Here is a 25,668-nt window from a genome sequence, read left to right as displayed (position 1 = left end):
TCCGATACTAGGTGGGGGTATATTTTTTTCAAAAAGAAGGATTATACCTAGCAAGAGGTACAATCTCCTCCACCGCTTTATACCCCCACATGGTGTAAGCGGAACTTCAGTTAAGCAAGGTCGTAGCCTTGGTCTTCAATCGTTTCTTTAACTTGTGCTAATGTCGCTGCACCGTCAAATTCTACAGCAACTTCTTTGTTAGCAAGATCCACTGCAACTGCTGAAACACCCGTCAATTCGCCAACGCTTGTTTCGATTGCATTTACACAATGCCCACATGACATACCTTCTACTTTTAAAATTTCTTTCATAATTAAAACCTCCTATTTAGTTATTATCGCCAATTTAACATACCCCCTATAGGTATGTCAAGCAATGTGAAAAAGTTCTTTACTTCATCATCGTTTTCATAACGTCCATTAATTCTTTAATCGCTGCTTCCCCATCCTGCCCTTTAATGGCGTTGACGACACAGTGATGCGTATGGTCTTCTAATAGAGCTAATGAAACCTTGTTCATCGCTGATTGGATAGCGCTTATCTGGTGTAAAATATCGACACAATACCGATCATTTTCCACCATTTGATGGACGCCTCGTACTTGTCCTTCCACACGCTTTAAGCGATTGAGAAGCTGTTGCTTATTTGGTTGAACCGTTTGTTTTGTTGATTCCTCCACATTATCACTCCTTAAACGGGTACAGATACCCCGTACCCCTACACTAGCATTTTAGCTGAAGCGGGTCAACGAGTTCACTCTTCAAATTTTCTACACCAAATCGATTGACGAATTTGAAGAAAGGTTCCCTTCTTTTTCCTTGTTCCGTGTACAGCGAAATGATTTTATCCACAGCGTCATATAATTGATCCGGCTGTAGCTGTGCGAGCAATAATGTCCCCGCTGTAGCATCTAGCCCTTTTGCTTTGCCTCCTACATATAAATCATACCCGTTTCTTCCTTTCATTACACCAATGTCATTGACTAATGGTTCACCACAGCCAACTGGACATCCTGTATAAGCAGGTCGTAAAGTAAATGGCACTGGTTGTCCGGCAATGCGCTTATTGAGTTCTTTGGCTACGGGCATCCCTTCTTGTTCCTCACCTTTACAGAAATTACAGGTCCGTAGGCTTTTCACAAAGTTCCCAACTGGATAACAGGCCAAGCCCACTTCCTCAAATCGCTCGGTCATCTCTGTTACTTTACTTTCTGCTACCTCGATATATAACTGCTGGAACGTCGTCATCTCCAGCTCATCGCCTTCATTCATATACGCTGCTATGACAGCTAATTGCTTCGCATTCAGTTTCGAGCCGAATGCGATTCCGCCATTGACAGCTATTTTAACCATTTTCTCCACATCAAATCCTACTTTCTTCATGTACCCCATTCGTGTTATATCAGTATGACCGCCTTCACGCTCCCAATACAGGTAGGGGGTATATTTTATTCAAAAAAATAATTTTACGATCCACTTGCTCCATCAACATCTTCAATTTACTATACCCCTATACAGTATGTCAAGAGGTGAATAAGAAATCTTTTTTGCTACCCCTTCTACCTGATGCATATAGTGATTTTAAAAAGACTTCGGGCTAGGAGGAAAAAGCAGTTGAGTGCCATGATACTGGGTGGATTCCTTTTTATGAGCGTCAGCGCAGGCGGCGTTTTTGCATGGATCGTTTCGAAACTATTCCAACAAACTACACAAGGTCTATCCCTATTATGCGGTGGATTCTTGGTCGGATTACTAGCCCTTGACATCATTCCAAGCGCTATACACATGTACCAAACGTTCAGCATCATCCTTGGTGCCCTGATGGGGTATCTATTATTTCAAGTGCTTCGCAATGTATCTCATCCAACAACTGCTAAAACACCATCCCTTTTCTTGCTAACAATCGCCTTGTTACTTCACACGATTCCACTTAGTATGACCATCGGAAACGCACTAGGCGATTCCACTTTCGGCATCGCCATCACCACTTCCACCATACTCCATCATCTGCCCGAAGGATTTGCTTTGACAACGGCAATGCTATCCCAAGGCAAAAAATTATGGGGCCTACTGCTTGTTTTTATCAGCTTATCGATGTGCTTTAGTCTGTTTATATGGATTGGTCATTATGTAAATTTAACTGATCTGGCACAAGGCAATTTGCTAGGCATTTCGATCAGCTTAATTGCAGCGACAAGTATATCCGAATTTATTCTACATAATCGTCGGGCTGTGCCTATCGGTTCATTTCTGACATTTATCCTTATGGGGTATCTGTTAAGTTGGTTATTTCATCACTTAGTGTGAAAATAATAGTCACTGAGTACATCTGCCAACGCTTCCGTCGTCCTCTGGAGTTCGTCTAGTGTGTTATCGACGCCGCCAATTTCTACAATTACTGCATTTGGTGAGATATCTTGGTTATACACACCATTCCCTTGACGACTATCTTTTTGGAGGACTCCTTTTGACAACTCGGGATACTTAGTCATGAGAAGATCATTTAAGCCTTCCGCAAACAACAGATTACTTTCATAATTTTCATGGCCTGTTCCCACAACAAACAACAGACGTGCATAGTCTTTGCCATTTACCTCTACGGTAGTCGAATCCCTCCGCAGCGAATCACGATGGATGTCCAAGAAAATTTCCAAGTCCTTGTTGTCAGCACGTGCAGCCCGTACCTGTTCTCCGGATAAAGTATAAGAACTAGCATAGTCCAGCCCTCTCACATCTAATTGTTGTACAATATCAGTCGAATCTACTTTCGTCCCTACTCCTCTTTTTTCAAGTGCTCTTCCAAGCAGCTCTCCAACAGCCGTAATATTTGCCTTCGAATGAAAAGCCTCGCCTGGCTTATTAGTACCTTTCAAATACGGTAAAAAGGATTCTCGACTATGACTATGATAAATATAAATGACCTTCCGTCCAAAAGTAGAATGCGATACACTTACTTCCTTGTCACTTAGTGACTTCATATTTTCAAATAGCTCTTCAAAGCGCTCTTGATCAAATTCAATGTCTTTCAATAAATCCTTCATAGGCGGTACAAGTTCATCTCTGTGTAATGGTTCTACCGGTAGTATAGGCTCATCTATATCAGAACTCGTGGTAACAATCTTTTCATCCCCAAAATGCTGTTCTTTCACTTGTTCATGCGAAAAAAAGAATGTGAAAATCAATACAACTAGCAACCAGCTTGTAAATAAAGCGGTTGCTACATAGAGGAGTAGCAATAATAGTGATTTCCTCTTATTTTCCTTCTTGTTTTTCTCTGCTGCTGGCGACATCTTGTCACCTACCTTTGCTAATTTGCTAATTCTCCACTATCAGCGAGCGTTTCCCAAGTGGAACCCTCGTCTGTCGTTAGATAAATATCATTATTATAAGTTGCGATGACTAGCTCCTGCTGATTGTCCGGATTCACTGCGATATAAGCAATCGGTTGTTTCGTCGTTACTGGAATGTCTCGCTCTTCATTTCCGTCTACTGCAAATGACGTGATTTTCACTTCTTCATTGGCAAAGTTCGCATATAACCCTCCTGCTTCCGTCAATGTTACATACGTAATCATAGCCGTGTCATGCACCAAGGTAAAATCTTCACCATAATTTTCTGATAGAAATACTCCATCTTCACTGCCGATTGCAATGACTTCCTGACGTGTCGGATGAGCGGCCAAGTTAGAGATAGATTCAGCAGTGAATCCATTCATAGCCGGCTGCTGCCAAGTCGTTCCTTCATCTATGGAATAATGAAATCCTTGAGACATCTCGTTCGTTGGCATTTCGTTGAATACGTAAATGGCATTCGAATCATATCCCACCGCCATATAATGAAAATCGATTTCTCCGTAAAAGGCCAACTGCTTAAAGCTTGCCCCCTTGTCCGTACTCTTAATAAGTCCAAGCGGATTTTTATAGCTAGATCCAGGTTCTGGATGCCCACTTGAAAAGAATCCGTCACGTATGGCTTGAAAACCCATATAATCATGTTTTTCGCTTGTTGCTTCTTTCCATCCATCCTCTCCATATGCATAAAGCCCATCATGTGTTGAAATGACGACTTCAGACCAACCATTGATATACCCCAAACCATGTAAATGTTCAAATGTATTCGTCTCGACTTCCTCAAACGAATAGGCATTGTCCTCAACCGTATTACAAGCCGACAATAAACCAACGATTGCAAGTAACCCTGCATATTGACTAATTTTCATCATCATACTCTCTCCTCTAGTGCTTCTTCAACTTTTGCTTACTAGTATAGAGAGTAAATATGGAAAAGGTATGCAGGCACAAAAAATACAGTTACTCATAGGAAAAATTCCATGAATAACTGTTTCAACTAACAGGAACAGTAAATTCTTTATTTCAACATTAATGAAACGATTGTTACCCTTTCACCGCATACAAATGCTTCACTAATTCACGATTTTTTTCTTTAAAGATGTCATTATGCGAGGACACCATGCCATGTCCATACGCTTCCGGAGTGATATACTGCTTCGCTTTGTTCACTGCATTCGCCGCATCTTGAAATGCCCCTGCAATTAAATGAAGCTTGCCTTCATGATTCAAAATGTCACCTGCCGCATAGAGCCCAGGGACTGATGTTTCACTCATTGGACTACCTTTAATACTATATTCATCTACCATTTCTATATTCAGTCCGCTGTTTTCTGTCAGCTCTTTATCCCGATCGTACCCATGATTGATGATGACTTCATCCACAGCCAATTGAATCTTTTGCCCATCCTCCGTATTGACTAATTCCACTTTATCAATCGTTTCATGATTATCTGCTGCAATCAGTCTTTCAATAGAAGTGTTTAATAAGCACTCCACTGAACTACTGAATAGCCGCGATACTTCCGCTTCATGACCTTTCAGCATATCTTTGCGATACGTCAAATAGACTTTCTTGGCAATCGGCTCTAATTCATTTGCCCAGTCAATCGCAGCATTCCCACCTCCCGAAATCAATACCGTCTTCCCTTTGAAACGCGCCAGTGATTTTACCGTATAATGCAAATTAGCTACTTCAAAACGCTCTGCACCTTCAATCTCCAATTTTGTTGGCTTCAAGATTCCTCCGCCTACAGCTAAAATAACTGTTTTGGATAGATGTTTTTGATACGCAGAAGTCTGTATCACAAAGTGACCATTGTCATCTTTATGAATCGATGTCACTTTTTCTCCTAATACAAGTTCAGGCTTGAACGTGAGTCCTTGGCGAATCATTTGTTCGATCAATTTTTCTCCAGTAACAGGCGTCAGTCCACCTACATCCCAAATCATTTTCTCCGGATACACATGCACCTTCCCACCTAAATAAGGTTGAAATTCAATAATTTTAGTCTTCATTTCCCTGAGTCCACTATAGAAAGCAGAGTACAATCCAGCAGGGCCACCACCAATAATCGTCACATCATATAGTTGTTCCGCATTCATCATAAAACCCCTTTTCACTTTGTCTTATTTTCATTGCTTCTTTCAATCAGCATGTCTACAAATAAGTCAATCTGCTCATAAATCGCAATCGGGTCATATCGGTAATACGTGTCGAAATCATTGTAAAACACTTGATTATTTTTCATCGCTTCTAGTCCTTGCCAAATTGGTGATTCTTTTAAGGTGTTCAATGCCTCTCCTCTTTTTTCGGGATCATAGGACGTTAAAAACATATAGTCAGCAGCGTACTCTGGTAATACTTCCATAGATAGCTGAAGTGTTTGTTCTGCACTGTTATTTTTATGAGGCATGTTCAATTCCAGTGCATTATACAATGCCTGTCCGCCACGACCAGCATTATCTCCAAAGATCCATAGATCGCCTTTATCCGTTAATTCATAAATACCAAACGTTGCATCGGCAGCAATCACACCCGCAAGCTTCTCCCTGCCCTCTTTTGCTTTTTGATCAAATTTGCTGATGAATTTGGCTGCTTCCTCATGATTACCCGTAATATCCTCAAATAATTTAACCGTTTCTTGAATATTTGTGGCTGTGCCATAGGGTATATGGATGGTTGGTGCAATTTCCGAAAGCTGCTCATAGTTTTCATCATACATAACAACGATTAAATCAGGTTCGAGCTCCAACACTTTTTCAACATTGACTGGCTGACCAATCTCAACCGCATCTTTCAATAAATCCTTTATAAATGGATTATCAAATGCTGTTGGCTCGGCGCCTATGACATTTGCTCCAACTGACAGTAACTCTCCACCATAAAAGTCTGTGACAATTCGCAACGGCTTTGCAGGGATTTCAACAACTCCCTTACCTGTCTCAAACTCCCGTGTTTCTATGATTTGCGATTCTTTCTCTGTAGAAGATGGCTTATTGCAAGCCATTAGCATTGAAGCAAGCAAGAACAGCGACATCATCATGATTATTAGTTTTTTTTTCATAATCCATTTCCTCCAAACTTGAATCAAGTTCATAATAGAACTGTTAAACATGAAATTAATTAACATTTTGTATACTCGAAGTGCCTCACTATGTTAGACGTGCTTCTCTATATATGTTGAATTAAAGAATCCCAGTAGATGCCTTCGCTGGAGATTATGTAGATATCATAAGTTCAACAAATATAGTTACTACTCCTATTTCTCTAAACTAGTAAGCCAAGTGACAAGCTCTTCTGTCTGAGCAAGGACGGCAATCGGATCATAATACCATGAGCGTTCCTCTGGCCAAACATAGAGATGACCATTCTTTACTGCTGGTAGACTCCCCCAAATAGGATCTGCCTCAAAATCTTCAACTGTTCGGCTATCGGAAGTCATGATGATATAATCACCGGCATAGCTCGCTATCATTTCTTCAGATAGTTCGGCCCATTGCTTTTCCATAATTTCAGACGCAACAGCATTAGGTAGTTTACGTTCAAGTGCTTGGTAAACGGGTTGTCCACCCCGGCCGAAATTGTCACCATACACATAAATCGCCTTATCGGTATCCTCCATAATAGAAAAACTTGCATCTTTGGCGATAACCGAATCGACCTTAGCTTTTGCAATTGCAATTTGTTGTTCATAATTAGCTAGCCAAGCTTCTGCTTCCGCTTCTTTACCGAGTAATTGACCAAAATAGGTCAGCTCCTCATGGGCATTCTTCAAATCGCCGTAAGGTATAACAACCGTTGGAGCGATTTTACTTAACATCTCATAGCTCTCCCCATTTCCTGTAATAATAAGATCCGGGTTAAGGGCAAGAATACTTTCAGTTGATGGTTTTCCGTAAACTCCAGTATCAGAAATTCCCAGAAGTTCATCTTTGAAATAATAGTTTTGAATTGTAAGTCCTGGAGCTCCTACGGGAATAACGTCCAGAGCAATCAGACTGCCAAGGTATTCCTCTGCAACAATACGCTGTGGCGTAACAGGAATTTCAATCTCCCCGTTTACTGTAGTAATTTTTTTCATAGCACTGTTCGTGTTGGAGCCTGAATTCTGTTCTGTTTCCTGTTTCTCATCTGTCTCACTATCCTGAACTTTTCCTGTTGCACCGCAACCAGTAAGAACTATTAACAGAAGTAACACTAACGGAACAACTAGCCTTAACTTCCGCCCTCTATGATGTTTTTTTTGTTTACGCAAATTCAAATCCCCTTTAATTTATAATGTAAGCAATTGCTTCTCCGTAGCAAGCAAACTATCCACAATAAACATAAGTTCTATTTATTCCCATTAACCAATACATCCGCAATTTCTTCCGCCTGATATAACGCAGATAGCGGATCAGAATTGAAATACTTTTTAATATCTAGCTTGTACACATGATTATTTTTCACCGTCTCTAACGAAGTCCACGTTGTAGGCAAATCCATTGATTCACTGGTTTCATTTTTCATAACGATCAAATAGTCACCGATATAATCACCGACTGTTTCCCAAGATACATCTAGACGCCCTTCTTTTTTATCAATAATATCGCTCTGAACGCGTGCAGGTGGAGTGAGCCCTAGTAATTTATAAACAGCTTTACTGCCGCGTTCTCCTTGATCCCCTATGATCATGACGTTTTTCTCAAACGTATAATCGGCAATGGTAACCGTTGCACCTTCTGGAATAACGCCTTTAATCTTGTCTTTGGCAGCCGCTACCCGCTCATCAAATTCAGCCAACCATTTCTTCGCTTCCTCTTGTCTATTCAAAATATCGCCCATTGCAGTGATTTCCTCATGAATGGTTTCATAATTCGATGTGTCATAGACAACTGTAGGCGCAATTTTAGAATAGTTCTCAGCCGCTTCTTGGTCCCATGTAATAATCAAATCTGGTTCGAGTTCCAATACCTTTTCTAATGAAACCGTGCCTTCTTTACCAATATCTTCAACTTCATCGGATACGAGCGGCTTCAAAAACGCTCCGAAATCCGTTAACGTTGATGGTGCCCCAACTGGCATAAGACCTAAAGCCATTACTTGTCCTAGATGCCAATCGACGACAACACGTTCAGGATGAGCTGGCACTTCCACTTCTCCCATTACTGTAGAAATCATCCGGGTTGTATCACTACTTACTTCCTGCTTTGTTGGTTTAGCTGGTTCGTCACTTCCATTGGAACAAGCACCCAGTATCAAAATCAAACACAGTGATACTGTAATCCTTAAAAGTGTTTTGAAATGTTGTTGCATATCTGTGTATCCCCCTAGTAATTCTCTGATTGTCTAGACACTAAATTGCGCTTCATACAGCCTGCTATACGATCCTTGTTCCGCTAACAACTCCTGGTGACTACCTTGCTCAACAATGCCATCCTTTGTTACGACAATAATACGGTCTGCGTTTTTTATCGTTGCTAATCGATGCGCAATGACAAGTGTTGTTCGTCCTTGCGATAACTCCGTTAACGCCTGTTGAATAGCTACTTCCGTTTCTGTATCCAGTGCAGATGTCGCTTCATCCAAAATGAGGATGGATGGATTTTTCAAAAACATTCGCGCAATCGACAACCGCTGTTTTTGGCCACCTGACAGTTTGACACCACGCTCACCGATTAATGTATGCAAGCCTTCGGGTTGAGCAAGTATAACCTCTTCAAGCTGTGCCCTTCTCGCAGCGTCCCATATCTCTTCTTCAGATGCATCTAGTTTGCCATAAGCGATATTCTCTCGAATTGTGCCGTCAAAAAGGAATACATCCTGTTGAACAATTCCAATCTGAGAGCGCAGTGATGCAAGGGTCATCTGGCGAGTTTCGATGCCATCAATGCGTAACGAACCGGAAGTAATATCGTAAAAACGAGGCAATAGACTACAAATCGTCGTTTTCCCTGCACCCGAAGGCCCGACAAGTGCTACCGTTTCGCCTGCACGAATCGTTAAATGGATGTTTTCCAGCACATTCTCTTTCCCTTCATAACCAAACGACACATCTTGGTACGTAATATTTCCTTCCAAATGGCCGACATCTATTGCGTCCGGTGCATCTGCTACATCTGGCGCTGTCTCCAGCAACTCTAAATAACGCTTGAACCCAGCAATTCCTTTCGGATACGTTTCAATAACCGAATTGATTTTCTGAATGGGGTCTAAAAATACATTCGATAATAGAATAAAAGCCATAAACTCTCCGTACGTCATGTGTTTATGAATCACAAACCATGTACCACAAACCAACACAAACAACGTGATAATTTTCATCAAAATATAACTAATGGATGAATTCCACGCCATGATCCGGTAAGCGACTAATTTTGACTGACGAAAACGAGCATTGTTGTCATTAAATTGAGCAATTTCGTGTTCTTCATTAGCAAATGCTTGAACAACGCGCATACCGCTCACATTATTTTCTACACGTGCATTAAAATCGGCAATATCGGCAAAAAAGCGACTGAATGCTGCAGACATTTTCTTTCCGAAATACAAAGACAAATAAACAATAAGTGGCACAATGATAAAAGTAAGAACAGCCAGTTGCCAGTTGATCGAATACATTAAAGCAAAAGCACCTGTCAGCGTCATCAGTGCGATAAATACATCTTCAGGGCCATGGTGGGCAATCTCGCCAATATCCATTAGATCATTCGTCATTCGGGATACTAAATGGCCTGTTTTATTGTTATCAAAAAAACGAAAGCTTAACTTTTGTACATGCGTAAACAGCTGTTTTCGCATATCCGTCTCTATGCTAATTCCTAACTTATGCCCCCAATAAGTCACAACATAATGGAGACTAGCACTGATCACATAGATCCCTAGCAATGAAATACATCCCCATAAAATCCAGCTCCAGTTCGAGCTTGGCAACAAGTCATCAACTACGCGATGCACAGCTAGTGGGAAAGCAAGTTCTAATAATGCAGCGATGGTCGCACAACTAAAATCTAAAATGAATAATCCTTTATAAGGCTTGTAATAAGAGAAAAATTGTTTTAACAATATGTACCACGCTCCTATTATTTTTCACTATTTTTCTTCGCAACCAGCATATCGGCGACTTCTTCAGCTTGCGCTAACACAGCGATTGGATCGAATGGCCAAAATCGTTTTGCATCAAGGTAGAAAACATGATCATTTTTCACGGCGTCAATCGATGCCCAAACAGGATCCTCTTTGTCTAACGCGCCACCATTTGATGCATCAAAAAAGATATAATCTCCGGCATAATCATTCATTACTTCAAAGGAAATTTGTTTGTATGTTTCTCCCGCATCTATTAACGTCTTTTTAATATTCTCTTGTGGAGTTAACTGAAGATGTTTGTAGATGGCCTGCCCACCTCGATAAATACCATCACCATAGATGTACGTATCTTTACCGAATGCGCCGAAGATCGAAACAGTTTCTCCCTCAGTCATTACTTCTTGGACTTTCTCTCGTTGTTGCATCTTCTCATCAAAGGTCGTCAACCAGGCTTTTGCTTCTTTCTCCTTGCCTAGCATCTCCCCGATTCCGTTTACTTCCTCGTAAACATCACGATATGTTTCATAAGGAATTATTACAGTCGGAGCAATTATTGACAAACTATCAAATGTACTTTTTTCAGCATCTGCACTAATGATTAAATCTGGATTTAAACTCATGTTTGCCTCGACAGCGTTTTCTCCAGTACTATCAATCTCATCGATTAACTCAACAATATGAACGTTTTCAAGATCTCTTTTTGTTGCCCCCACTGGTTTTTCTCCTAGTAAAAGCAATGTAGGTAAATAAGCGTCTACAACAATTCTTTGAGCGTTTGCTGGTATTTCAATATCACCATGAATGGTTTTAACGATTCTTGTTTCTGGTTGTTCACTTTCAGCCTTCTCATTTTCTCCTTCACTACTAGCCTTATTTTTCGCCAATTGACTCCCCGTACTACTACAAGCAGCTAGCAACATAGCTAGCACAATCAACAGACTAAAGATAAGTTTTGATTTTTGCTCAAACATGAATACCCTCCTTATTAATAACGATTATCATTCTCAATGAAATATTAAAAAATATATTCAAATCTACAATTTTAAGCATGAACGAGGAGAAAATAGCTTCCTCCGTAACTTGTTTTATTTGGTTAAGGATTCCACTACATCATCAATAATTTGCGTGTTCGCAATCGCTCCTGCATATAACCAGCTAGTTTCTGCCCCATATTCATAAATATGGCCACTTTTCACGGCAGGTATGTTCTTCCACACTGGGTCCTGTAGCATTTCTGCGCCATTCCCTTTATCACTATTAATTAAGAAAATATGATCCGCATCAAGCTCCGCTAATCTCTCTAAGGAAATCGCAGACCAATTGCCTGTCGCAGTGCTTGAAATTTCTTTAACAACGCTCGGAGTTGAAAGACTGAGGTCGCCGTACAACACCGCTCCACTCGAAACATTTTCGCTAACGATATAAAAATTATTATTGACGAGCCAAATAGCCGCAGCTGATTCAGCACCAATCGATTCCTGTATGATGTTCTTCGATTCCTTTGCCTTCTTGTCATATTCTTCTAATACTTTTTTGGCTTCTTCCGTTTTTCCAAAAATCTCTCCTACACTCAATAACTTTTTTCGCCAATCGCTATTATTCTCTATTTCTACCACAATAGTAGGAGCAATTTTGGCATATTGATCGTAGTTTGCCCCTTCAACTGCTTGTGCAGAGCCCATAATGATTAAGTCAGGACTAAAGCTCGCTACGACTTCGAATGGCAGTTCTGATGGAATAGTTGGTACATCTTTCAAATACGCTTGCAAATATTTTTGAACGCCTGCCCCTTCTTTCACCGACCATTGCGCTGCAGGTGTAATGCCAAGCGCCACTAAATTATCTTCCAAATAAGAAGCAATAATATGTTTTGGATTCGCAGGAATCTTCACTTCATGCCCCATTGCATCCGTTAGTGTTCGTTCTATTGAAACTTCTTCTGTTACAGGTTTAGACGGTTCGTCATTGCTCTGCGAAGCACCTCCATCAGTATTGCTACATCCGACTAACAGTATGGAAAGCGCTAGAAAACTGGTAGTCATTACATTTCTTTGTTTATGCGTAATCATCGATTCATTCTCCTAATAATAATTTTCACAACATCCTTTGAGGTCATCTACATCAGTCTTTCAACCGCGACAGTAAATAGAGGAAGTACGGTGCACCAATCACTGCAACAACAATCCCAGCCGGAATCTCTGATGGTTGTAAAATCCAGCGACCGATTGTATCCGCAATCAGCACCAAGAGCCCCCCTGTCAAAGCTGCTGCCGGTAGTAAAAATTGGTGTCTAGCGCCAACTAATTGACGTGCCAAGTGGGGACCAATCAGTCCGACAAATCCAATGCCGCCACTGACAGACACACTAGCCCCAGCGAGTCCCACAGCTGCCGCAAGCAGTACACGGCGTTCTTTTTCAATCGATGCACCTAAGCCCGTAGCTGTTACATCGCCTAAATTTAACACGTTTAGGACACGCACTTTTGAAAAAACAAACGGCAGTAAAACCACAATCCATGGCAATAAAGCCAAGACAAATTTCCAATTCGATCCCCAAATACTGCCTGCTAGCCAAGTCGCAACAAATTGATAGTTTTCTGGACTGAGCCGTAACGTTAACACAATCATGGCTGCACTAATGCCTGCTGCAACGGCTACACCTGTCAGCAACAATCGCATAGGTGATATTCCTTCATGTCGTTTATAAGCTAACGAGTAAATGATGATGGCTGTTATCCCTGCACCCGTGAATGCCAAAATAGGTAGAAAAAAGACGGGTGCGGCTGTAGTCGATGGAAAAAAAGAGATGAAGAGCATGACTGCAAGTCCCGCACCTGCATTAATCCCTAATATGCCGGGATCGGCCAAAGCATTGCGCGAAATTCCTTGCAACACACAGCCAGATACCGCAAGGCCCATTCCCACCAGAATAGAAATAATAATACGAGGCAAGCGAAATTCATATAAAATAAGTTGTTGCTTGTCCGTCCCGAATCCAAACAATGTACGAATGACTTCCATCGGAGATAATTTAATGTAACCGGTATTCATACTAATGATGAATACGAAAATGATCAACAAACTAAGGATGCCAATAATGACTAGATTTTTAGACTTTGCCTGATGCTGCCCCTTTGGTAGAATCTGCTTTTCCTTCATAGTTCCTTTCCTCCTTTTCGTGCAAGATACAGGAAGAACGGAACACCAATTAAAGCAATCAATGCACCAATAGGCGTTTCAAACGGTGGATTAATCATTCTCGCTGCAAGATCGGCTAAGACAACCAAAAGTCCCCCTAGCACAATCGAACAAGGAATAATCCACCGATAATCATGACCCACTAGAAAACGCGTCAGATGCGGAACGATTAAACCAACAAAACCGACTGCGCCTACAACCGAAACTGCTGCGCCAGCTAAAATCAATACAATAAGCATACCAATCAATTTAATCGACTTTGTGCGTTGACCAAGCCCAATCGCCACCTCTTCTCCAAGGCTTAATAGTGTGATAGACCGCGAAAGAATGACTGCCCCGATCATAGCCCCAATAATCCACGGTGACATAATTTGCAGATGAATCCACTTCGTCCCCGATACGCCGCCAGCATACCAAAAGGCTAAATCTTGACCAATTCGGAAGTATAGAGCCACTCCCTCACTAAGCGCTCCCAACAATGCACTGACTGCTGCACCCGCCAGTACAAGTCGCATTGGTGTCAGTCCACCTCTTGACATCGATCCAACTCCATAGACGACCCCAACACCTAGACCTGCACCAATAAACGAATACATGATTAAGTACATATAAGGCAAGCCAGGCAAAAAAGCAAAGCAAATCGCAAGCATAAATGCAGCCCCTGCATTCAGCCCCAACAGTCCCGAATCAGCTAATGGATTCCGAGTCAATCCTTGCATTAACGCTCCAGCAACCGCAAAACATGCACCGACCATTGCAGCACCCAGCACACGAGGCATACGTATTTCTCGGATAATTTGATGTGGAGTTAATTCCGGATTAAACTGAAACACCGCCGTCCAAACGGTCGATAACTGAATATCTGCAGCTCCAAATGAAATGGACAAGCCAATTACCAGTAGTAATGCAAACATCCCTCCGAATAACACAACGACAGCTATAACCGGACGAGAATGTTTTTTACTATTTGTTAACTCTTCTATTTCGGCAGATACTTCTACTGGAGTAGCCATTCCTCTCCTCCTCCATCTCTAATTTCCCCCAGAAAAATGACTACCTTTCCCTTTGACACAATTGATACGATAAACAAATTGGATTATCACTAAACGGGCAAGTCGCTATGCTAGCATCTATATTAAATACCAATTGTAAATTCGGATATGTCATCACTTTTTCTGGTGCTCCCTCTGTGATTATTGCACCATTCCTCATCGCAATCATGTAATGAGAAAATCGGGATGCATGATTCAAATCATGCAACACCATTACAATGGTCCGCCCCTCCTCCTCATTCAAGCGCTGTAACAGAAGTAAAATATCTAATTGGTGCGCTAAATCTAAATATGTAGTGGGCTCGTCGAGTATAAGAATTTTCGTATCCTGGGCGAGTGCCATCGCAATCCATACGCGTTGTCTTTGCCCCCCGGACAAAGCTTCAATGGGACGATCCTTAAACTCCTGTAAGCCCGTCACCTCTATTGCCCAGTATATATAGTCATAATCTTCTTTTTTTAAAGAACCAAATCCATTTTGATGGGGAAAGCGACCATAAGAGACCAGTTCAAATACCGTTAATCCGCTTGGCGCCTCCGCTGTTTGCGGTAAAATCGCCATCTTCTTCGCAACTTCTTTCGTTCCCAGCTGATGAATCGCCTGCCCATCCAGGTAGACAGCGCCACTTTTCGATTTTAGGATGCGGGATATTGCCTTTAAAAGCGTTGATTTCCCACAGCCGTTCGGACCAATAATCGTTGTAATTTTCCCCTCAGGAATTTCCACACTGAGATCCTCAATGATAAGGGCGTTTGAATAACCAATTGCCACTTGATCAACTGTAAAAGCTGCCATTCTAGACTTCCTTTCTATCTCGTTATTCCGCTATGATACTATTCTAGTGTTTAATTGATAACGATTATCAATCTCATCTGCTATCTTAGATACTTTTTTGAATGTTGTCAACATATATCGGTATTAGCACAAGTGATATTTATGTGAGTACTAGTTGATTTCAAAAAAATAAGGTGTCCGCTACTAAAACAAAACTGAATTGTTTTAGTAGCAGACACCTGTTTATGTTAAAGTAAAGAATCCTCCAAATACCTTGCATAGAAAAATACGCACTTTCTTTACTATTTTCCTCTATTCAATTTTGGAATTCAGTGATCACTCTAATTGTTTCATTCCACCGTCTCAGCAAAACGGCCAATCCTTGCACCAATTTCATCGCGAACACGTTGGAAAAAATGCCATTTCTCTTCATCCGTTCCCTCTGCTTTTGCTGGGTCATCAAACCCCCAATGCACACGTTTAACAAGGGATGGTGTGAGCGGACACTTGTCAGCAGCATCCCCACAAAGTGTGACGACTAAGTCAGCCTTGTGTAAAATTTGTGGGTCAATTATATCCGAAGTTTGGGCCGTAATATCAATGCCGACCTCATTCATCGCCTTCACCGCACGAAGGTTAACACCATGTGCTTCAATGCCAGCGCTAAGCACTTGCCATTCTTCACTAAGTAGCTTTTTCCCCCAGCCTTCCGCCATCTGACTGCGGCAGGAGTTACCTGTACATAAGAAATACAACGTCTTTTTCTTCACAATGAAACCTCCCATTTAGAGTATCAACAACCATACATACAACCCTACCAGTGTAATGAAAAGCGTTGGAACTGTTAACAATATCCCAATTTTAAAATAAGTACCCCAAGCAATCTTGATACCTTTTTGCGACAGAACATGTAGCCACAGCAAAGTAGCCAATGAACCAATCGGCGTAATCTTCGGTCCTAAATCCGAGCCAATCACATTGGCATAAATCAACGCCTCACGAATGGTCCCCGTTGTATTTGTTTCTGCAATGGCCAACGCGTCAATCATAACCGTCGGCATATTATTCATAATAGACGACAAAAACGCGGCAATAAAGCCCATCGAAATCGTTGCGACAAAGAGTCCTTGGTCCGCGGCCAGTTGAATGACATCTGAGAGCACACTCGTCAGACCCGCATTACGTAAACCATAGACAACCACATACATCCCAATCGAAAAGAACACAATCGCCCAAGGAGCACCTTTCAATACTTGTTTCGTGTGAACAGCAGGGCTTCTTTGAGCCATTGCTAAGAAAAATATTGCCACAATACCAGCTACAAACGACACAGGAATCCCTGTAAATCCACTAGAAAAATAGCCCATCAGTAATACGGTTAAGACCAGCCAGGACAAGTGAAACATCCTGTGATCTTTTATCGCTTCCTTTGGTTTTTTCACATCTGCCACATCAAACTTTCCAGGAATACTTTTACGGAAAAAAAAGTACAAAACGGTAATACTCGCTACTAACGCAAATAAGTTCGGTACAATCATACGCGACGCATATTCAACAAAGCCAATGCCGAAAAAATCCGCCGATACAATATTGACCAAGTTACTCACCACAAGCGGTAACGACGTCGTATCCGCGATAAATCCACTCGCCATAATAAAGGGGAAAATCATCTTTTCACTAAAGTTCAAATTGCGCACCATCGCCAACACAATCGGCGTCAATATCAACGCAGCCCCATCGTTCGCGAACAATGCTGCCACAACCGCTCCTAAAACACTCACGTAAATGAACATACGCACACCGCTACCCTTGGCAAACCGCGCCATATGTAAAGCCGACCACTCAAAGAAACCAATCTCATCTAAAATTAAAGAAATAATAATAATGGCGATAAATGCAAGCGTCGCATTCCAAACAATTCCCGTGACATCTATAACATCTTGAAAATTGACAACACCTACTAGTAAAGCAATAATCGCCCCGCCACAAGCTGACCAGCCAATCGATAAATTCCGTGGCTGCCAAATAACAAATACAAGCGTAATAATGAATATCAATACCGCCATTATCGCTAAAAACACCTTACTTCCTCCCCTTACTCACAACAAATACGCAATCCTTGCGCTTCTAATGTAGTCACTAATGCATCTTGTCCTGGAAGCGATGTAAGGACATTTTGTACAAACAGATAATCTTCATGCTCCCGATTAATCGAATAAAAAATCCATTTCCCTTTCCGCGTTTCTTTCACCAATTCAATATCCCTCAATTTACGCAAATGCTGACTAATCGCGGGCTGGCTCATGTTAAACATCGCAGTAAACTCACAAACACAATAATCATGTGACTGCAACAATTTCATCATTGTCAAACGCGTTTGATCTCCAAGTAACTTTAAAAGCCGTGATGCTCGTTGCATATCAGTAGTGATCGATTGATCCATAGAGCTTCCCTCCGATTCTTAGTTATCATATAACCAAATGCTTATATGTGCAAGTGTGTGAATCGATTTCCGCACCAAGTCGGGCTCTTCTTCCTCATTGTAGCGACGCAGTCAATTGTTCCTTTATAAAATAACTTGATTAAAAGTAACCTTAAGAGTCATTTTTTATAGCAAACGAAAAGAAACCATTTTGAACAAAGATTGATCAAAATGGTTTCTGCTCTTGAATATTACCGCTCAAACGCCTTTGTCTCAATATTCTTTTTGTGCAAGAATTTCTCTATTTTTTTCTGTTCTTTTCCATTCACCCCATCAAACTTATCAATGATTGATGTAAAGTTTACTTTTGGAATAACTCCTTTACTTGCGTCATCTGTTACACGATCGACCATTCCATCTATCTCATAAAGCAACTCATTTACACCTGTAATATACCGGCTAATTCTCTTAGACTCTTCTCGATAATCTTTAGGCAATGTATTATTTAAGATATAGTTAGAGAAGTTCTCATCATTTTCTTTTGTAAGTGCGTTAATTTTATCAAACTTATCCAGGTCTTCTGTATTTAATTCTTGTTCTTCATATATCATCTCTTGAAATGGTTCACTAGCATTCGATAATTCCTCAAAGCTATCTAGATATGTTTTAATGCTTAATTTTATTTCTTCTTCGTCAATTACACTATTTTGTTTTTCAGAGGTGAAAATTGTACTAGGAATCTCTACGTTTTGCGTATGAAGAATTTCATCATTTTCTACCTGCGAACATGCGCTCAATATAAAAACAAGTAAGAAACCAACCAAAAACCTTTTCATAATAATTTCCTCTCCCTTTTAGTTATCTAACTACTCTTTCATGTTTATTTTACCATGTGAAGGAGTTCTTGTTAGTAGACCTGGGATATATTTCAAACTAAGACTTGAGGCGTATAAAAATTAACTGTTTTTTTCATTCTCCCAATGCTGAATAGTATACCTGAAATAGTAACGACATTTGTATAACCGCTGTTTTGCAACGCCATCATCGGCGTCAATGCTGCTGTGTTGTTTAGTATGCTGGCTTATTGGAAACTGCCACCTTGGATTGTGGTGGTGGCTGGGGTACTTGGAGACTCTGTATTACCTTTGATGACATTAAAATGCCTACTCCTAAAACATATCGTTTTGGAAGTAGGCATTGTTTTCTATTAGTAAAATCTATTACCCCATACTTTTACGGGAAAATACAAATAACATAATCCTCCCCCTCAGGTTCTGTTCCCCAATTGATTGTATACGCCAACACAGACTTCCCATCTGCTGCTGTAACTTTGATGGATGTACTAGTTTCAGCCTCAACAATGTCAACTTGGGCCCCTTGTACATTCACTTCGGCTTCTATATTCATTTTCTCTGTCGAATAGATCGTATAGTTCGTCATTCCAGGTGAAAAGCCGGGCAACAACTCACCATCTGCTGTAATGGATGTTAACGTTGCATCGGTTTCCGGAACAGCAATTTGATACAATTCACTGCCAAGTGCATAGTAAATACTACCATCCACACCAAGTGACATATTATTCATAAAATCTTCAACAAGGACTTGATAGGCTAATGTGTCTGGATCGATAGCAATCAACTTCCGTGATAATGTCGTATATAACATTCCATCAGGAGCCCACTGTAGACGATATGGAAACCATTTACTGCTATTATATAAGCTTGGACGGATGACTTTGCTTTTCACAATTTCTTTCGTTTTAGGATTCATTGCGAAAATCGTTCCATCCACAGCCCCCCATAGATTACCGTCAGGACCAAATGACAGCCCACCAATCATTCTTGGTGTTTCATCGATTCCTGGAATCGTTGGCGTGAACTCCTCTATTTTCTTGCCTGTCTCTACATCCCATACGAATATTTTAGCTTCTTTCGCTTTTGGATCTACTCCTAAACCACCCCATACAGATGTGCCACCATACAGTTTTCCATCTTGATAAGCCAACGCAATAATACTTTGATCTTGTACAATATTTCGATATTGCGACCACTTATCTGTTTTTTCATCATAGATGGCTAGAACGCCGCCTAGTATACCGTAATCTGGAACCGTTCCAACGAATAATTTATCGTCTCCGGATGTAATGGCAAACGGCCGGTCTTGCTGGTCTGTAATATCGTATTCAAACTTAGGATTGCTATTTAAATCCACATCTAGGAATGGATCATAGCTATACATCATGGCACCGACATACGTTCCATAATACACTTTCCCATTTAAAAACCCGATGCCTTCTGGTTGCGCAAACGAAGAAATATTCACTTCCAATTCTTTTGCAAAGGGATTATAAATACTCATCCCACGCTGATAACCGCCCATATATAACTTCCCATCATGGCCTGTTTCAAGTGCTTGGATAGCCACTGCTTGGGAAGAGATATCTAGTTCGATAAATTTCATGTCATTGGTCGTCGGCTCGTAAAGCATGAACTCCCCGTATTGCGTCACCATAGCCAAAACGGTTTCTCCGCTCGTTAATGTGATCCACTCCATAGCTTTCACACGTACAGTATCTGGGAGCAATGGAATACCTTCGATGACTGTCGATTGATTGGTGCTAAAATCATATTGATACAGGCGGTTTTGAAATTTATAATAGACGAGATTCGCATTATGTGGGGATGGATTAGAAATCATATTGCTATATTGAAATGTATGCATCACCTTGTTCGTTGCCGGATCAATCACCAGCATATTGATAGTCCCCACAGAAACAAAAAGCTTATCATTCACCACAAATATGTTCTCAATCATGCCGTCTTCCCCGGAATGTCCTTCCAGGATTACTTCCTCTTTTTCACCTGTTACTCTATCCACTTTAAATAAATGCTTGGTCGTTCCGATGCCAACATAGATATGGTCATCTGTGACAGCTATTCCCCTAGCGTATTGCTGCCCTTCTTTTACCGTCCCGTAATTTCTGAACTTTCCCGTTGCAATATCATACTCAAAGACACTTGCATGCGGATACGTCGATCCGTAAATCTTTCCATCTGCTGTCGCCTCTAAATCCCACACCCAGTCATCGGATGGATTGACACCCAATTCTTCTATCTTTTTCAGTTCAGGTACATACCTATACAGTTTTCCATCGCCAGTGCCCGCAAAATATACATTCTTATCAGGTCCGACCGTCATTGCCCATAAAGCTTCTGTACCTTTGATGACTTCTGAAAATTTTAGTTTACCCGTTTCGGCATCGATCACTGAAAATGTCCCTGGAAGACCATTCGAGTGATAATACACTTCATTTTCTCCCATTTTGTTCTCTTGGATGGCAGCTGCCTGTCCCAATTGTACTTGCACCATTTCTCCAAGATTCGTTGCATCTTGATAGTCTCGTTCTAATAATTTGTCTTCCTCAGCTAACTCGAATGTCACATCATCGAAATAAGCCTCAGTTAAACTAATACCGCCCGAGTAAAAAGCAAGTCTTGCATACGCAGCATTGTTCGGAACGTCCGTGAACACCTTTAACTCTGTCCATTGATTTCTCGGTAAATTTCCGAACAACTCCATTTTTATTTTATCGCCGATCAGTTTATCATTCTTATCAAAATAGCGTATTTCAGATACAATATTATGCGTTTGATTGACGACATTTGTCATTACTTTTGCTAAGTATGCTTTCCCCGGGATAACCGCAACCTTATCACTTAACACACGAAGGCCCGTTTTGTCTGAGCCGTCCTTAAAATGCAAGCTTTGGCTACCTTTATTAAAAATCGATGAACTAATCGATATCCCTAGCGCTCCACTTTCTGGAGTCCACCCAGGAATTGATCCGTCTTCACGTAAAGGCATTTCAAATCCTTGATTCACAACACCGGTATCTTCGGCAGAAGCCATTGAAGGAAGAGCTGGTAGTAAGCTGATGATCATAATCATGCAAAGAAAGAAAAAACCTGCTTTTCGAGACGAATTCTTGTTCATTCTTACACCCCCATTTTCATTTTTATAAGGTACCGGGTTCTAGCACAATTCAGAGTCCACTGAAAAACAGGCACCTCCTACCAGAAATATCTAAATTGCGCAACAACTTAACTTCACGTTACATTATTGCCCAGTAGGAGACAAGTCTTCAAAGCGTCCTTAATTCCAATTAGAAAGGGAATTACTTCTATACGATTACCTTGATGCTTAGCCTTCATCCGTCGCGCTCCAAAAGCATAGGTACACGAAGTGCTGAAGCTTTTCGGGATAAAAGAATTGCAAGCTCCTAACCTGAAAAAAAGCCGCCAAAGATACAATTTTGGCGGCTGAATCTTTCTCTATGTTTTTTCTTATTTAAAGGCTGTTTTCACATAGATTGTTGCTTTCTTGACCACACTTTTAAAATGAGGTCATTTATGGCAATGTAAATTTCAATTTGTCTTTTTTATTAAGGGGCAAGTTCTTAAACTTTCATCTATTACCCAAAAGCATACAGAAGTTATTATCGATGCAATAAAAATAATTTCATAACTTCGCCAGAATTGGTTGAAATCCCATAATAACGTTTGAGACTCAAATAAAAGTCCTGCGATAAATACAAATCCAAAACCAAAGATAACATGGATAACGAAAGACCAACATATTCGCTGATTATTTGAAAACTGTTCAGTTAATTTTTCTGACAGAAATGACACAGGAAGTCCATATAGTAATATTGCGGGAATTGCAATCCAACTTATAAAGAACGCCATTGGAAAAAGAGCTTTCAGTTCTTCTCCATCTGCATATGCAAACCAAGAGGAAATAAGTGAGATTGATAACAACGAGGCGAAAATCAGTGTTAAAATTTTTCTTTTTAGCATACTGTCACCCTCCTTGATGTGATTTTACCGAATAATTCAAAATAAACAAACGGTTATACAAATGATTTAAAAAGCAACAATCCTTACGAAAACAGCCTGTTTCAATAAATATGGTAATGTTCCATATTTTCTTAGAACAAATTACAGGTATCAGTGCATATATGATTTTAATAATGAACGTATATTTAATGGTCAAAAACATAGAAGCATACCGCCCTTTATTAAAAATGAAAAAAACGGATTCTTTTTTATTTAAGGCTGTTTTCTTAAAATTGTTTCAGTTAAATCATAAAGACAGATTTTATCTACAAAACGAGTAGAATAAAATCTGTCTTTATGTTTTGATATTATGTGAATGGAATATTTAACTAAAGCACCCCGTTAGCCATCCATGAAGCGTAAAAACCAGCAGTTTCAAAAGCCATCCCTAAAGACAAGTTCTTTTCTGTATTTACTTCTGTAACCTTCTGACCAATAAAATATTTGAAATCAATATTACTTAATTTTTGGCTACGTTAAATCTTAATCTTGTTTTTACCCCAAAAGAAAACCGCCCTTTGAAAAGGCGGTTGATTTTATTGAGTATCTTCGTCGCTTTTGTACTCCAAAATATCTCCAGGTTGACATTCTAAAGCCTTACATATCGCCTCTAAAGTTGATAATCGAATCGCTTTTGCCTTTCCATTTTTCAATATAGAAAGGTTAGCCATTGTTATTCCGACACTCTCCGAAAGTGCTGTTACGCTCATTTTTCTTTTAGCTAACATCACATCAATATTGATTATAATCGCCATTGTTATTCACCTCAGACCGTCAAATCATTTTCTGATTTTATGTTAATCGCTTCTTGTAGAAGCCGTTGGAGGATAGCAGCAAAAACGGCGATAACCAACGAAGCAAAAATGATAATGAGTCCCATTAATCCAATAGGAGGGTCAACTTCCTTCGCTATAAAACTAAAGAGTGGCATACCTAATACATACAAAACACTGATTGTAATCGCACAGCGCTTTATAATCTTTAACGCCTTTACAGATAATCCTGAGAACGCTGCGTCCTCGTCAATATACCGCAAAAGATTAAACGCCTGATAGAGAGCAAAGTAAAAAGGCACAGCCGCTCCATACATCACGATGAAAACGAGATATTTCATTAGGGAAATATTTGGATACAAATTTGCTGCAAAATTCGCCATATGGGGTACTAAAAATATACATAAAGCAAGAACCGGTAGTCCTATAATAAAAACAGCTATTTTTAAAAACAATGTTGTGACTTCTCTCAAAATAAACACCTCACATTTTCATTTCATTTTTTTCCTGGAAATTTTTAATTGGTTTTTGAAGAACACTTACAAAAGTTGCAACGGTACTTGTCACTAAAATACCCATTAAACTTAATGATATAGGACCTGCTGCATCATCTCCAGTGACTTTAGCAAGTACCATTAAGCTTACTATTCCTAGCAGAATGAGGAAAATGACTGTAAAAGCACATTTTTTTATAATTTTCAAAGATTTAAGGGATAATTCAGAGAATGCATTGTCTTTTTCGATATAGGTTAGTAGTTTAAACGTTTGACACAACGCAACAGAAAACGTAATACAGAATCCATATGCACATACTAAAAAGGGGATTAGGAAGTAAGCCGTATCTGGATGTACCTTTGCATCATTAATGGCTATCCCAGGTAAGCAGATACACAAAGCAAGCACTGCAATTCCAGCCAGAAATATAATTATCTTTAAGAAAGTGGTTGAACCTTGTTTAACATTCATTTAAAGCACCTCACTGATTTAATGACTTTAACACATTATTTATCGTTACGCAATAAATTAGTATCGTTTTCATTATTATATGTTTGTTATATCCTTTTAATTTTGACAAAAATAAAAAGCATTTCTCATTATAAAGAAATGCTCTTACTTTAAAATGTTAAATTTACAATTTGTTCAACAAAAACTAGCCGTTAGTTATACAAGACGGAATGTTTATGGCTTATAATGTTCTCTGAAAATCATTCTAAACTTCGGCTTAAAATCAATTTCAATTGTTTGTATGATGAAATCGTGATTCAGAAGCATTAAAAGTACACTTGATAGGTCTTTTTTATCTGCTGTTATTTCAAATTTATCTACTCGCTTTAAATCCATAAGTGATATCAATTGATTAGAAGCACGTTGGGTTACTTGTATTTTCACTTCACCGTAAGAAGGAGAGAGTGTAACAATGAAGTCCTCCTCTCCATTAGAAAATCGATAGGTTGATCTATTATAAAAAAAATCTAATGAAGTGGTATCTAACAATGTAGGTTCACATTCAAACAACGAAAGTAATTCGTTTTCTTCTGGATATCCATGCACTTAAACTCATCACCTTTCTACCCCTTTTTTAACATTTCCTTATTCCAATAACCTGCACCGTTAGTGAAATAAGAAAAGGAGTTGCCTTAGCAACCCATGATCATTTACTATAACAACCGTTAGTTTTTCTTGATTAAAAATTGTATCCAAAAGAAATTATAAAAATCAATGCCAATAATGATAAGACTATTAAAAATATACAAATCACCATTATTAGTACAGTTAAGGTTTTAGGGATGTTGAAACGATTTTTCCAAATACAAACCAGTAAAAATAGGCTTAGAAGCATGATGACTATAAAAATAGAAATAAATATATAGCGTTGTTTAATCACAATCCACAAGTCCATTTCACAGCACCTCCGTAAATTTAATACTATGGCAAATAAATATATTCGTCCTTTATAGCAAAGTCGCTTTTTCAAGCCACTATCTTCAACATATTTATAGGTAGTTTAAGCGAGTCTTTCCACCTTAACACAAATATCCAATTATGGTTAAACCCTGTTTTTCCAGGTGCCGTGCAAGCGTCACTTTACCATTTCACACTTCATCAAGCTTTTCCTTCGGCATTGCTTTTAACATT

General features: G+C 39.8%; 26 protein-coding genes. 1 reads left to right on the top strand and 25 read right to left on the bottom strand.

From position 1 onward, the window contains the following. Positions 1-110: 110 nt before the first annotated feature. The 3 genes from copZ to ACIQ0H_RS15040 form a co-directional block, all read right to left on the bottom strand. The gene (gene copZ / locus ACIQ0H_RS15050) at positions 111-311 is read right to left on the bottom strand and encodes a copper chaperone CopZ (RefSeq protein WP_403416253.1); all 201 of its coding nucleotides are present in this window, start codon (positions 309-311) and stop codon (positions 111-113) included. A 79-nt stretch (positions 312-390) separates the two neighbouring features. After that, positions 391-678, bottom strand: a complete 288-nt coding sequence (locus ACIQ0H_RS15045) for a metal-sensitive transcriptional regulator (RefSeq protein ID WP_403416250.1) — start codon at positions 676-678, stop codon at positions 391-393. Between the two features lie 43 nt (positions 679-721). Next, positions 722-1,381, bottom strand: coding sequence for a nitrite reductase (locus ACIQ0H_RS15040; RefSeq protein ID WP_403416249.1), 660 nt, complete (start codon positions 1,379-1,381; stop codon positions 722-724). A gap of 240 nt (positions 1,382-1,621) precedes the next feature. Between ACIQ0H_RS15040 and ACIQ0H_RS15035 the strand changes: the two genes are divergently transcribed. Next, complete coding sequence (locus ACIQ0H_RS15035; protein WP_403416562.1) at positions 1,622-2,305, top strand: ZIP family metal transporter; 684 nt, start codon at positions 1,622-1,624, stop codon at positions 2,303-2,305. On the opposite strand, the gene ACIQ0H_RS15030 is transcribed toward ACIQ0H_RS15035, so the two are convergent. The 22 genes from ACIQ0H_RS15030 to ACIQ0H_RS14925 form a co-directional block, all read right to left on the bottom strand. Then, on the bottom strand, positions 2,293-3,288 hold the full coding sequence (locus ACIQ0H_RS15030; protein WP_403416247.1) for a stage II sporulation protein P: 996 nt from the start codon (positions 3,286-3,288) through the stop codon (positions 2,293-2,295). The two genes, ACIQ0H_RS15035 and ACIQ0H_RS15030, sit on opposite strands and share 13 nt — an antisense overlap. 17 nt (positions 3,289-3,305) lie before the next feature. Beyond that, entirely contained in the window at positions 3,306-4,220 is a 915-nt protein-coding gene (locus tag ACIQ0H_RS15025) for a F510_1955 family glycosylhydrolase (RefSeq protein ID WP_403416244.1), read from the bottom strand. 172 nt (positions 4,221-4,392) lie between these two features. Next, complete coding sequence (locus tag ACIQ0H_RS15020; RefSeq protein WP_403416242.1) at positions 4,393-5,451, bottom strand: NAD(P)/FAD-dependent oxidoreductase; 1,059 nt, start codon at positions 5,449-5,451, stop codon at positions 4,393-4,395. Between the two features lie 14 nt (positions 5,452-5,465). Then, the gene (locus tag ACIQ0H_RS15015) at positions 5,466-6,413 is read right to left on the bottom strand and encodes an ABC transporter substrate-binding protein (protein ID WP_403416239.1); all 948 of its coding nucleotides are present in this window, start codon (positions 6,411-6,413) and stop codon (positions 5,466-5,468) included. A 195-nt stretch (positions 6,414-6,608) separates the two neighbouring features. Beyond that, on the bottom strand, positions 6,609-7,604 hold the full coding sequence (locus tag ACIQ0H_RS15010) for an ABC transporter substrate-binding protein (protein ID WP_403416237.1): 996 nt from the start codon (positions 7,602-7,604) through the stop codon (positions 6,609-6,611). 77 nt (positions 7,605-7,681) lie between these two features. Next, a complete protein-coding gene (locus ACIQ0H_RS15005) occupies positions 7,682-8,644 on the bottom strand; it encodes an ABC transporter substrate-binding protein (RefSeq protein ID WP_403416235.1) in 963 nt (320 codons plus the stop codon). Between the two features lie 33 nt (positions 8,645-8,677). Next, positions 8,678-10,393, bottom strand: coding sequence for an ABC transporter ATP-binding protein (locus ACIQ0H_RS15000; RefSeq protein WP_403416232.1), 1,716 nt, complete (start codon positions 10,391-10,393; stop codon positions 8,678-8,680). Between the two features lie 17 nt (positions 10,394-10,410). Continuing rightward, on the bottom strand, positions 10,411-11,388 hold the full coding sequence (locus ACIQ0H_RS14995; protein WP_403416229.1) for an ABC transporter substrate-binding protein: 978 nt from the start codon (positions 11,386-11,388) through the stop codon (positions 10,411-10,413). Between the two features lie 114 nt (positions 11,389-11,502). Further along, entirely contained in the window at positions 11,503-12,486 is a 984-nt protein-coding gene (locus ACIQ0H_RS14990; protein WP_403416224.1) for an iron-hydroxamate ABC transporter substrate-binding protein, read from the bottom strand. Between the two features lie 52 nt (positions 12,487-12,538). Then, on the bottom strand, positions 12,539-13,576 hold the full coding sequence (locus ACIQ0H_RS14985) for a FecCD family ABC transporter permease (protein WP_403416222.1): 1,038 nt from the start codon (positions 13,574-13,576) through the stop codon (positions 12,539-12,541). Next, on the bottom strand, positions 13,573-14,628 hold the full coding sequence (locus ACIQ0H_RS14980) for a FecCD family ABC transporter permease (RefSeq protein WP_403416219.1): 1,056 nt from the start codon (positions 14,626-14,628) through the stop codon (positions 13,573-13,575). The genes ACIQ0H_RS14985 and ACIQ0H_RS14980 overlap by 4 nt, the downstream gene beginning before the upstream one ends. A gap of 40 nt (positions 14,629-14,668) precedes the next feature. Next, entirely contained in the window at positions 14,669-15,463 is a 795-nt protein-coding gene (locus ACIQ0H_RS14975) for an ABC transporter ATP-binding protein (protein WP_403416216.1), read from the bottom strand. 329 nt (positions 15,464-15,792) lie between these two features. Next, positions 15,793-16,212, bottom strand: a complete 420-nt coding sequence (gene arsC, locus ACIQ0H_RS14970; protein WP_403416214.1) for an arsenate reductase (thioredoxin) — start codon at positions 16,210-16,212, stop codon at positions 15,793-15,795. A 15-nt stretch (positions 16,213-16,227) separates the two neighbouring features. After that, complete coding sequence (locus tag ACIQ0H_RS14965; protein WP_403416560.1) at positions 16,228-17,508, bottom strand: arsenic transporter; 1,281 nt, start codon at positions 17,506-17,508, stop codon at positions 16,228-16,230. 29 nt (positions 17,509-17,537) lie between these two features. Continuing rightward, positions 17,538-17,885 carry an ArsR/SmtB family transcription factor gene (locus ACIQ0H_RS14960; RefSeq protein WP_403416212.1) on the bottom strand — a complete coding sequence of 116 codons (348 nt, stop codon included), beginning with the start codon at positions 17,883-17,885 and terminating at the stop codon, positions 17,538-17,540. A 230-nt stretch (positions 17,886-18,115) separates the two neighbouring features. Continuing rightward, positions 18,116-18,700, bottom strand: coding sequence for an NDxxF motif lipoprotein (locus ACIQ0H_RS14955; RefSeq protein WP_403416209.1), 585 nt, complete (start codon positions 18,698-18,700; stop codon positions 18,116-18,118). Positions 18,701-19,097: 397 nt separating this feature from the next. Beyond that, positions 19,098-21,857, bottom strand: a complete 2,760-nt coding sequence (locus ACIQ0H_RS14950) for a hypothetical protein (RefSeq protein ID WP_403416206.1) — start codon at positions 21,855-21,857, stop codon at positions 19,098-19,100. A gap of 431 nt (positions 21,858-22,288) precedes the next feature. Continuing rightward, positions 22,289-22,720, bottom strand: a complete 432-nt coding sequence (locus tag ACIQ0H_RS14945; RefSeq protein ID WP_403416204.1) for a hypothetical protein — start codon at positions 22,718-22,720, stop codon at positions 22,289-22,291. Positions 22,721-23,295: 575 nt separating this feature from the next. Then, a complete protein-coding gene (locus ACIQ0H_RS14940) occupies positions 23,296-23,514 on the bottom strand; it encodes a helix-turn-helix domain-containing protein (RefSeq protein ID WP_047683465.1) in 219 nt (72 codons plus the stop codon). An 11-nt stretch (positions 23,515-23,525) separates the two neighbouring features. Then, on the bottom strand, positions 23,526-24,005 hold the full coding sequence (locus tag ACIQ0H_RS14935) for a DUF2975 domain-containing protein (RefSeq protein WP_403416201.1): 480 nt from the start codon (positions 24,003-24,005) through the stop codon (positions 23,526-23,528). A gap of 10 nt (positions 24,006-24,015) precedes the next feature. Then, positions 24,016-24,498, bottom strand: coding sequence for a DUF2975 domain-containing protein (locus ACIQ0H_RS14930; RefSeq protein WP_403416200.1), 483 nt, complete (start codon positions 24,496-24,498; stop codon positions 24,016-24,018). A 213-nt stretch (positions 24,499-24,711) separates the two neighbouring features. Beyond that, positions 24,712-25,083 carry a hypothetical protein gene (locus ACIQ0H_RS14925; RefSeq protein WP_403416197.1) on the bottom strand — a complete coding sequence of 124 codons (372 nt, stop codon included), beginning with the start codon at positions 25,081-25,083 and terminating at the stop codon, positions 24,712-24,714. Positions 25,084-25,668: the final 585 nt, after the last annotated feature.

The organism is Sporosarcina sp. NPDC096371, assembly GCF_044762865.1.
In the GTDB taxonomy this organism is placed as follows: domain Bacteria; phylum Bacillota; class Bacilli; order Bacillales_A; family Planococcaceae; genus Sporosarcina.
The sequence above is the reverse complement of the archived record's forward strand: the minus strand, read 5'-3'. Positions and strand labels throughout refer to the sequence as shown.

Excerpts from the sequence above, each read along its gene's own strand:
- ACIQ0H_RS14955 (WP_403416209.1), bottom strand. The coding sequence starts at position 18,700 with ATGAAAAGGTTTTTGGTTGGTTTCTTACTTGTTTTTATATTGAGCGCA.
- ACIQ0H_RS15020 (WP_403416242.1), bottom strand. The coding sequence starts at position 5,451 with ATGAATGCGGAACAACTATATGATGTGACGATTATTGGTGGTGGCCCT.
- ACIQ0H_RS14990 (WP_403416224.1), bottom strand. The coding sequence starts at position 12,486 with ATGATTACGCATAAACAAAGAAATGTAATGACTACCAGTTTTCTAGCG.
- ACIQ0H_RS14985 (WP_403416222.1), bottom strand. The coding sequence starts at position 13,576 with ATGAAGGAAAAGCAGATTCTACCAAAGGGGCAGCATCAGGCAAAGTCT.
- ACIQ0H_RS15035 (WP_403416562.1), top strand. The coding sequence starts at position 1,622 with ATGATACTGGGTGGATTCCTTTTTATGAGCGTCAGCGCAGGCGGCGTT.
- ACIQ0H_RS14995 (WP_403416229.1), bottom strand. The coding sequence starts at position 11,388 with ATGTTTGAGCAAAAATCAAAACTTATCTTTAGTCTGTTGATTGTGCTA.
- ACIQ0H_RS15025 (WP_403416244.1), bottom strand. The coding sequence starts at position 4,220 with ATGATGAAAATTAGTCAATATGCAGGGTTACTTGCAATCGTTGGTTTA.
- ACIQ0H_RS14945 (WP_403416204.1), bottom strand. The coding sequence starts at position 22,720 with ATGCTAAAAAGAAAAATTTTAACACTGATTTTCGCCTCGTTGTTATCA.
- ACIQ0H_RS14965 (WP_403416560.1), bottom strand. The coding sequence starts at position 17,508 with ATGGCGGTATTGATATTCATTATTACGCTTGTATTTGTTATTTGGCAG.
- ACIQ0H_RS14980 (WP_403416219.1), bottom strand. The coding sequence starts at position 14,628 with ATGGCTACTCCAGTAGAAGTATCTGCCGAAATAGAAGAGTTAACAAAT.
- ACIQ0H_RS15040 (WP_403416249.1), bottom strand. The coding sequence starts at position 1,381 with ATGAAGAAAGTAGGATTTGATGTGGAGAAAATGGTTAAAATAGCTGTC.
- ACIQ0H_RS15030 (WP_403416247.1), bottom strand. The coding sequence starts at position 3,288 with ATGTCGCCAGCAGCAGAGAAAAACAAGAAGGAAAATAAGAGGAAATCA.
- ACIQ0H_RS14950 (WP_403416206.1), bottom strand. The coding sequence starts at position 21,857 with ATGAACAAGAATTCGTCTCGAAAAGCAGGTTTTTTCTTTCTTTGCATG.
- ACIQ0H_RS14940 (WP_047683465.1), bottom strand. The coding sequence starts at position 23,514 with ATGGCGATTATAATCAATATTGATGTGATGTTAGCTAAAAGAAAAATG.
- ACIQ0H_RS14930 (WP_403416200.1), bottom strand. The coding sequence starts at position 24,498 with ATGAATGTTAAACAAGGTTCAACCACTTTCTTAAAGATAATTATATTT.
- ACIQ0H_RS14975 (WP_403416216.1), bottom strand. The coding sequence starts at position 15,463 with ATGGCAGCTTTTACAGTTGATCAAGTGGCAATTGGTTATTCAAACGCC.
- ACIQ0H_RS15005 (WP_403416235.1), bottom strand. The coding sequence starts at position 8,644 with ATGCAACAACATTTCAAAACACTTTTAAGGATTACAGTATCACTGTGT.
- ACIQ0H_RS14960 (WP_403416212.1), bottom strand. The coding sequence starts at position 17,885 with ATGGATCAATCGATCACTACTGATATGCAACGAGCATCACGGCTTTTA.
- ACIQ0H_RS15015 (WP_403416239.1), bottom strand. The coding sequence starts at position 6,413 with ATGAAAAAAAAACTAATAATCATGATGATGTCGCTGTTCTTGCTTGCT.
- copZ (WP_403416253.1), bottom strand. The coding sequence starts at position 311 with ATGAAAGAAATTTTAAAAGTAGAAGGTATGTCATGTGGGCATTGTGTA.